Genomic DNA, 5,660 nt, shown 5'->3' on the forward strand with positions numbered 1-5,660 from the left:
ACCCGCCGCGGCCGCGAGCGTCGCATGCAGCGGTCCCTCGCCCGCGACGATCAGCGGAGCGGGCGCGATCGCGGCGGCGATCGCCGGCAGCAGATCGACGCCCTTCTCGCTCGAGAGCCGTCCGGCGAAGAGCACGAACGGTTCGCGCGGCGGAACCGGAGCCGCCACCACGCCCGCGGCGCCGGTTGCGTTCGCAGCCGCCGCCCCACGCGTCGCGTGGGCGGGCCCGACGCCGTGCGGGATCACGCTCACGCGCTCGTTCGGCAGTCCGTGCGCGAGCCCCCGCTCCCGCGCGAAGCGCGACGGTGCGATCCAGTGCCGCACGCCACCGTAGGCGCCGCGCGCGTCGTGCACGTAGGCTTCGAGTGCTCCGAGCAGGCTCTTCGCATGGGAGTTCTGAACGCAGCCCACGACCGCAGCGTGCCAGTGCGCTCCACCTTTGCAGCGTTGGCAGGGTTCGCCGCGCGCGAACATCACGCGGTTCGTGCACCACGGCTTGAAGTCGTGCAGCGTCATGACCATTGGAACGCTCTGCCGCTCGAGTGAGCGCATCGGGGCCGGCGTCAGGTAGCGACTCGGTGCGTGCACGTGCGCGACGTCCGGGTGCCACACGCCGAGGAGTCGATCGAGCGCATCGGCCGCAGGCTTGGACCAGATCGTGCGCGGCAGCTGCGCCAGCGATCGCGACAGCGGCGCGTTTTCGCCGAAGTCGGCAGGTGGAGCGAAGAATTTGGCGGTGGGACTCTCGAGATTGCGCGGGTCCTGGATCGCGAAGTGCGCGACCTCGTGGCCGGCCGCGGCGAGCCCGCGGGTCTCATCGAACACGACGCGCTCGACCCCGCCGCGCGGGTAGTGAAACGCGTTGAGGATCAGGACGCGCATGGCCGCACGTTAGCACGCACCTCAGAAACCCGAGCGCAAAGTTCAGCGCGGCTCGAGCGCCGGCGTTGCCTGATGCGATGCGCCGGGCAGTGGCGGCGGCAGCGCGAGCCGCGCGGCGCGAATGCCCAGCGAGCGAGCGGCAAGCGCGTCTGCGTTCGCGGTCCGCCCCAGTGCTTCGACGTGCGGCGCCAGCCGGGCGCTCGCGCGATCGAGGAACGGCCCCGGGAAGTAGAGCGCCAACGCTTCGATCGCATCGAGACAGCGAGCCTGCCGGTCGGCCGTGGCGCCCCGAAACCGTCCATCGGTCGTCTGCAGCGCGAGTGCGGCCGCGAGTGCCCGCTGACCGGCCGCGCCGTAGGCCTCGAGGTGATAGTGACCGTCGGCGAGCAGGAAGCTTTCCGCGAGTGTCAGCAGCAGCGCCGGATCGCGCTTCGCTCCCGCCTCGAGTCGCGGGCTCACGGCCGCGAGTCCATTCATGGCGCGCTCGAGCTTGGGCCTCAGCAGCGCCCAGCGCCATCGGAAGCGGTGCTTGAGCGGGCTGTTCATGACCGCGCCGATCGCACGGTTGAGTTCGGCCAGGAACACCGCGGCGTCACGCCATCCCGCGATCGAGTCGGTCGGCGCCTCGACGAACTCGAAGCCTCCACCCGGGCGCTGCAGCCGCATCGCCGCTTCGATCGCGGTCCACGCGCGTTCCGCGGTGGTCGAATCGATGCGCGCGGCGGCGTCCGAGAGCGCGCGCAATGCCGCGGCCTGCTCCGAGACTCGACGCGCACCGCGCGCGTTCGCACCCGCCCAGCCGCTCGAGTCCGGCAGGCCGGCGGAACGCGTACGCGCGACGATCGAGGCATCGAGCGAAGCCAGCGCGCGCGACTCGCGGTCGCTGGTGATGTGCGCATGCGCCGGTGCCGCGACGCATCCGAACGTCAGCACGAGCACGAGCGCGAAGCGCGAACGATGCATCATCGTGAGACGACGAGCCCCAGGTACTGGGAACCCGCACGGCGTACTGCGCGAGTGAGCGCGGTATCCGCCAGATCCGACTGGCACACCACATCGAAGCGCTGAGCGGAGAGATCTCCGACTGCGGCACGAACGCCCGAGACCTCGCGTAGCGACTTCCCGACTTTGTAGATGCACGCGGGGCACACCATGCCACCGACTTCGAGCGTGACGAGCCGCTCGCCGGTACCAGGTGTCGGAAGCGGCACGGCATTGGCGGCGGCGAGTGCCAGCGTGTCGAGTGCAAGCGTGTCGAGCGCCAGCGTATCGAGCGCGATCGTGTCGCGCGCGGCGACTTCGTGGTGCTCGACTTTCGCGCCCGAGCAGCCCACGACCCAGCACAGGGCGACCACAAGAAGTGTGCGCACGGATGTGCCTCCACGAACCGTCATGACTTCATTGTCGGCCGATCGGGGGTGCGAGCCAAGCCGGGGTTGAGCCCCTACTCAACCGGCAGCCGCGGCGCTTCGGGCACCTCGAACGAGACGAGTGCAGCGCCGAGTCCGGGGTGCGACTCGTGCGCGGCGACTTCGCCGGGCAGATCCGCGCCCAGAAAACCTCGCATCACTTCCAGATGGCGCAGCCGTGCGTGCGGGCGCGCGCGATCCCAGACTCGATGCGAGACCTCGCCGATCGCGTTCCAGTCGCCCTCTCTCAGCACCCGCAGCACGTGGGCGTCGAACTCGATCGCTTCGGGGACCTCGCGGCGAAAGTTCCACGCGTGCTCGTCGAACGAGAGCGCTCCGCCGATCACGAACAGGATGCGTTCGGGACGCGCGGTCGCGAACGCGCGGATCGCGGCCCCGAAGGCGCGGCAGGCCTCGTCCGATTGTTCGGCAAGCGACAGCGGCACCACCGGCATGCCGGGGCGCGGAAACAGGAAGTGCATCGGGATGGTCACGCCGCTGTCGACCCCGCGCTCGGCAGGTCCGATGCGAACGTCCGCAGCGGTCGCCGATTCGATCAGGGCGCGCGCCAGCGTCGGATGGCCGGGGCTGTCGTAGCGCACCTCGACACCGAGTCCGATGTAGTCCGTCAGGGTGCGATGCCGCGCGCCGACGTCCACGAAGAACGGCCCGTCGCTCACCCAGCGCGCACTCAGCGCGAACACCACCTCGGGCGGATCGCGGTAGAGGCGCTCGGACTCGGCCGCCAGCGCTTCGAGCATCGGCGTGCGGTCGCGCCGATGTTCGTCGAGCAGCAGGGTGGGCAGCGCAGGCGCGAGTAACGCGCGGGAATAGAGCATCGGCCTTTCGCGCTCAGTGGTGACGGATGCGGAACTCGGCCTCGGCGCGCTCGGCCGCGCGCTCGTTGCCCGCCCCGACACTCACGCCACGTTCGCGCGCCGCCGCCAGCAGTTCGCCCGGCAGCGGGAACATCACGCGCTCTTCGAGCAGCTGGAACGACTCGAGTCGATAGTCCCCGAGGCCCTTCACGCGCTCGACGCATGACTGCACCACGTGCTCGGGCGACGAGGCGCCGGCGGTGATGCCGACATCGCCCTGGATCCAGTCGGGATCGATGTCTTCGGCCGCTTCGATCAGGTAGGCGGCGGCACCGAGTGTGCGTGCGACTTCGACCAGTCGGTTCGCATTGCTGCTGGAGGGCGCTCCCACCACCAGCACCACCTGGCAGCGTCGCGCCAGCTCTTTGACCGCGTCCTGGCGGTTCTGCGTCGCGTAGCAGATGTCGGCCTTGGCGGGCGCGCGCATCGCCGGGTAGCGGCGCCGCAGCGCATCGACGATCGCGCGCACGTCGTCGACCGACAGCGTGGTCTGCGAGATGTAGGCGACCCGCTCGGGATTCGGCAGCTCGAGCTTCTCGACGTCGGCGACCGATTCGACCAGCGTGATCGACTCGGGTGCCTCGCCCATCGTGCCTTCGACCTCGACGTGTCCGCGATGGCCGATCAGCACGATCGAATAACCTTCCTTCGCGTACTTGAGCGCTTCGAGATGCACCTTGGTGACCAGCGGACAAGTCGCGTCGAGTGCTCGGAGTCCGCGTTCGCGCGCCTCGGCACGCACCCGCGGCGACACGCCATGCGCCGAGAAGATCACCACCGAACCGGTCGGAACGTCGCTCAGCTCGTCGACGAAGCGCGCGCCCTTTTGACGAAGCGCTTCGACCACGTGGCGGTTGTGCACGATCTCGTGTCGCACGTAGATCGGCGCGCCGTAGACCTCGAGCGCCATTTCGACGATGTCGATCGCGCGGTCCACTCCGGCGCAAAAGCCCCGCGGGCCGGCCAGATACAACGTGTGCGAAGGGGTGGCGGTCATGGGGCGGTGGATTCTAGCGGACTCATCGCGACCGCGCCACCAGTGCCGCGGTCAGTCATGACGCCACCGCGGGGGCCGCTTTTCCATGAAGGCAGCCACTCCTTCGCCGGCATCCGAGAGCCTCATGAGTTCGCTCGTGTAGCGACGCTCGATGCGCGCCAGGCTTCCCTCGGCGTCGGGCGCTCCGTCGCGCAGCGCACGCTTGGCTTCTCGCAGCGCCGCCCGACTGCGCGTGAGGATCGGCGCGAGCAACGCGTCGCCTGCCTCCCGCAGTCCCGCAGGTGCGCACACGCGATTCACGAGCCCGAGTGCCAGCGCACGCGAGGCCGGGATCGGTTCGCCGCCCAGCACCAGCTCGCAGGCCGTGGCCCAGCCGATGCGAGACGGCAACACCGCCGCGGCGACCGGCGGATAGCAGCCCAGCGCGATCTCGGGCAGGCCGAGCCGCGCATCCTCGGTCGCGATCACCAGATCGCAGGCCAGCGCCAGCTCGAGTCCACCGCCCAGCGCCACGCCATGAATCAGCGCGAGCGACACTCCATCGAACGCCCACAGCGCGCGGATCGCGGCGTGAAAGTCAGCCAGCATCGGGTCGATCGTCTCGGGCACGTGATCGGCGACTTCGACGCCGGCCGAGAAGCCGCGCGAGTCGCCGCCATCGATCACGATCGCGATCGCCCCGGGATCTTCAGCCGCCGCCTTGACCTGCGCGGCGATCGCGCGGTTGAGCGACCGCGACAGCACGTTGAGCGGCGGCCGCGCGAGCGTCAGCCGCAGCACCGGACCCTCACGGATGACACGCAGCGGTACATCACCGGTCGGCGCGGCATCGCGCGGCGTGCTCATCGTGCGGCTCCGTCGGACTCTCGCGCGGCGCCGGCCGCTGCGGCTCGTGCGGCTCGGATCGCGTCGGCGACGCGCTCGACGCTGTCCTGCGCGAACACCGCGCGCAACGAGTCCGGCGCCACCCGGCGCAGAATCCCGACCAGCCTGGTGATGCGATCGCTGCGCGCCGCATCGCCACGGAATCGCTTCGAGGCGGTCCGTAGCGACTTGAGCGCTCCGCGCACGTCGCCGTGGGCGGCCTGCATCATGCCGTAGATTTCGTGGCTCTCGCCCAGATGGTCGGCCTCGAGAGTGCCTTCGCGCGCGATCTCGATTGCCTCGTCGGGGCGATCGAGCGATTCGGCGAGGCGCGAGGCCTCGAGGCGCGCGGTGTGAAGTTCCGGGTTCGCGCGCAGCCATCGCCGGTAGGCGGCCAGCGCCTCGGGCATGCGATTCAATTCGCGCAGCGTCTGGATCTCGCTCTGGTAAGCGGCGGCGAAAGTGCTGTCGAGGCGGGTGGCGCGGTGAAAGGCGGCGAGCGCGCTGTCGGAGTGCGAGGCGCGCCGTTCGAGATTGCCGAGGTTGAACCACACGCTCGGATCGTGCGGACTGATCGCGATCGCGCGAGCGTATTCGGCTCGCGCCTCCCGATCGCGATCAGTCCGCACG

General features: G+C 70.1%; 7 protein-coding genes. All 7 read right to left on the reverse strand.

The genetic code is table 11. The annotated features are described in order from the left end of the window. Positions 1-882 (reverse strand): glycosyltransferase (locus tag HOP12_05845; protein ID NOT33679.1); only part of this gene is annotated, 882 nt, incomplete at its 3' end. 42 nt (positions 883-924) lie between these two features. Continuing rightward, positions 925-1,848 (reverse strand): hypothetical protein, encoded by a 924-nt coding sequence (locus HOP12_05850; GenBank protein NOT33680.1) that lies wholly within the window; start codon positions 1,846-1,848, stop codon positions 925-927. Continuing rightward, positions 1,845-2,252, reverse strand: a complete 408-nt coding sequence (locus tag HOP12_05855) for a heavy-metal-associated domain-containing protein (GenBank protein NOT33681.1) — start codon at positions 2,250-2,252, stop codon at positions 1,845-1,847. The genes HOP12_05850 and HOP12_05855 overlap by 4 nt, the downstream gene beginning before the upstream one ends. A gap of 74 nt (positions 2,253-2,326) precedes the next feature. Continuing rightward, positions 2,327-3,130, reverse strand: coding sequence for a hypothetical protein (locus tag HOP12_05860; protein ID NOT33682.1), 804 nt, complete (start codon positions 3,128-3,130; stop codon positions 2,327-2,329). A gap of 13 nt (positions 3,131-3,143) precedes the next feature. Further along, the gene (gene ispH / locus HOP12_05865; protein NOT33683.1) at positions 3,144-4,166 is read right to left on the reverse strand and encodes a 4-hydroxy-3-methylbut-2-enyl diphosphate reductase; all 1,023 of its coding nucleotides are present in this window, start codon (positions 4,164-4,166) and stop codon (positions 3,144-3,146) included. A 51-nt stretch (positions 4,167-4,217) separates the two neighbouring features. Next, positions 4,218-5,012, reverse strand: a complete 795-nt coding sequence (locus HOP12_05870) for an enoyl-CoA hydratase (protein NOT33684.1) — start codon at positions 5,010-5,012, stop codon at positions 4,218-4,220. After that, positions 5,009-5,660: hypothetical protein (locus HOP12_05875; protein NOT33685.1), on the reverse strand; the 652-nt coding region annotated here is incomplete at its 5' end. The genes HOP12_05870 and HOP12_05875, both read right to left, overlap by 4 nt.

This window comes from Candidatus Eisenbacteria bacterium, from assembly GCA_013140805.1.
In the GTDB taxonomy this organism is placed as follows: Bacteria; Eisenbacteria; RBG-16-71-46; order RBG-16-71-46; family RBG-16-71-46; genus JABFRW01.

Bases quoted from the DNA above. Each gene is read 5' to 3' on its own strand.
- HOP12_05850 (NOT33680.1), bottom strand. From the start codon at position 1,848: ATGATGCATCGTTCGCGCTTCGCGCTCGTGCTCGTGCTGACGTTCGGA.
- HOP12_05860 (NOT33682.1), bottom strand. From the start codon at position 3,130: ATGCTCTATTCCCGCGCGTTACTCGCGCCTGCGCTGCCCACCCTGCTG.
- ispH (NOT33683.1), bottom strand. From the start codon at position 4,166: ATGACCGCCACCCCTTCGCACACGTTGTATCTGGCCGGCCCGCGGGGC.
- HOP12_05870 (NOT33684.1), bottom strand. From the start codon at position 5,012: ATGAGCACGCCGCGCGATGCCGCGCCGACCGGTGATGTACCGCTGCGT.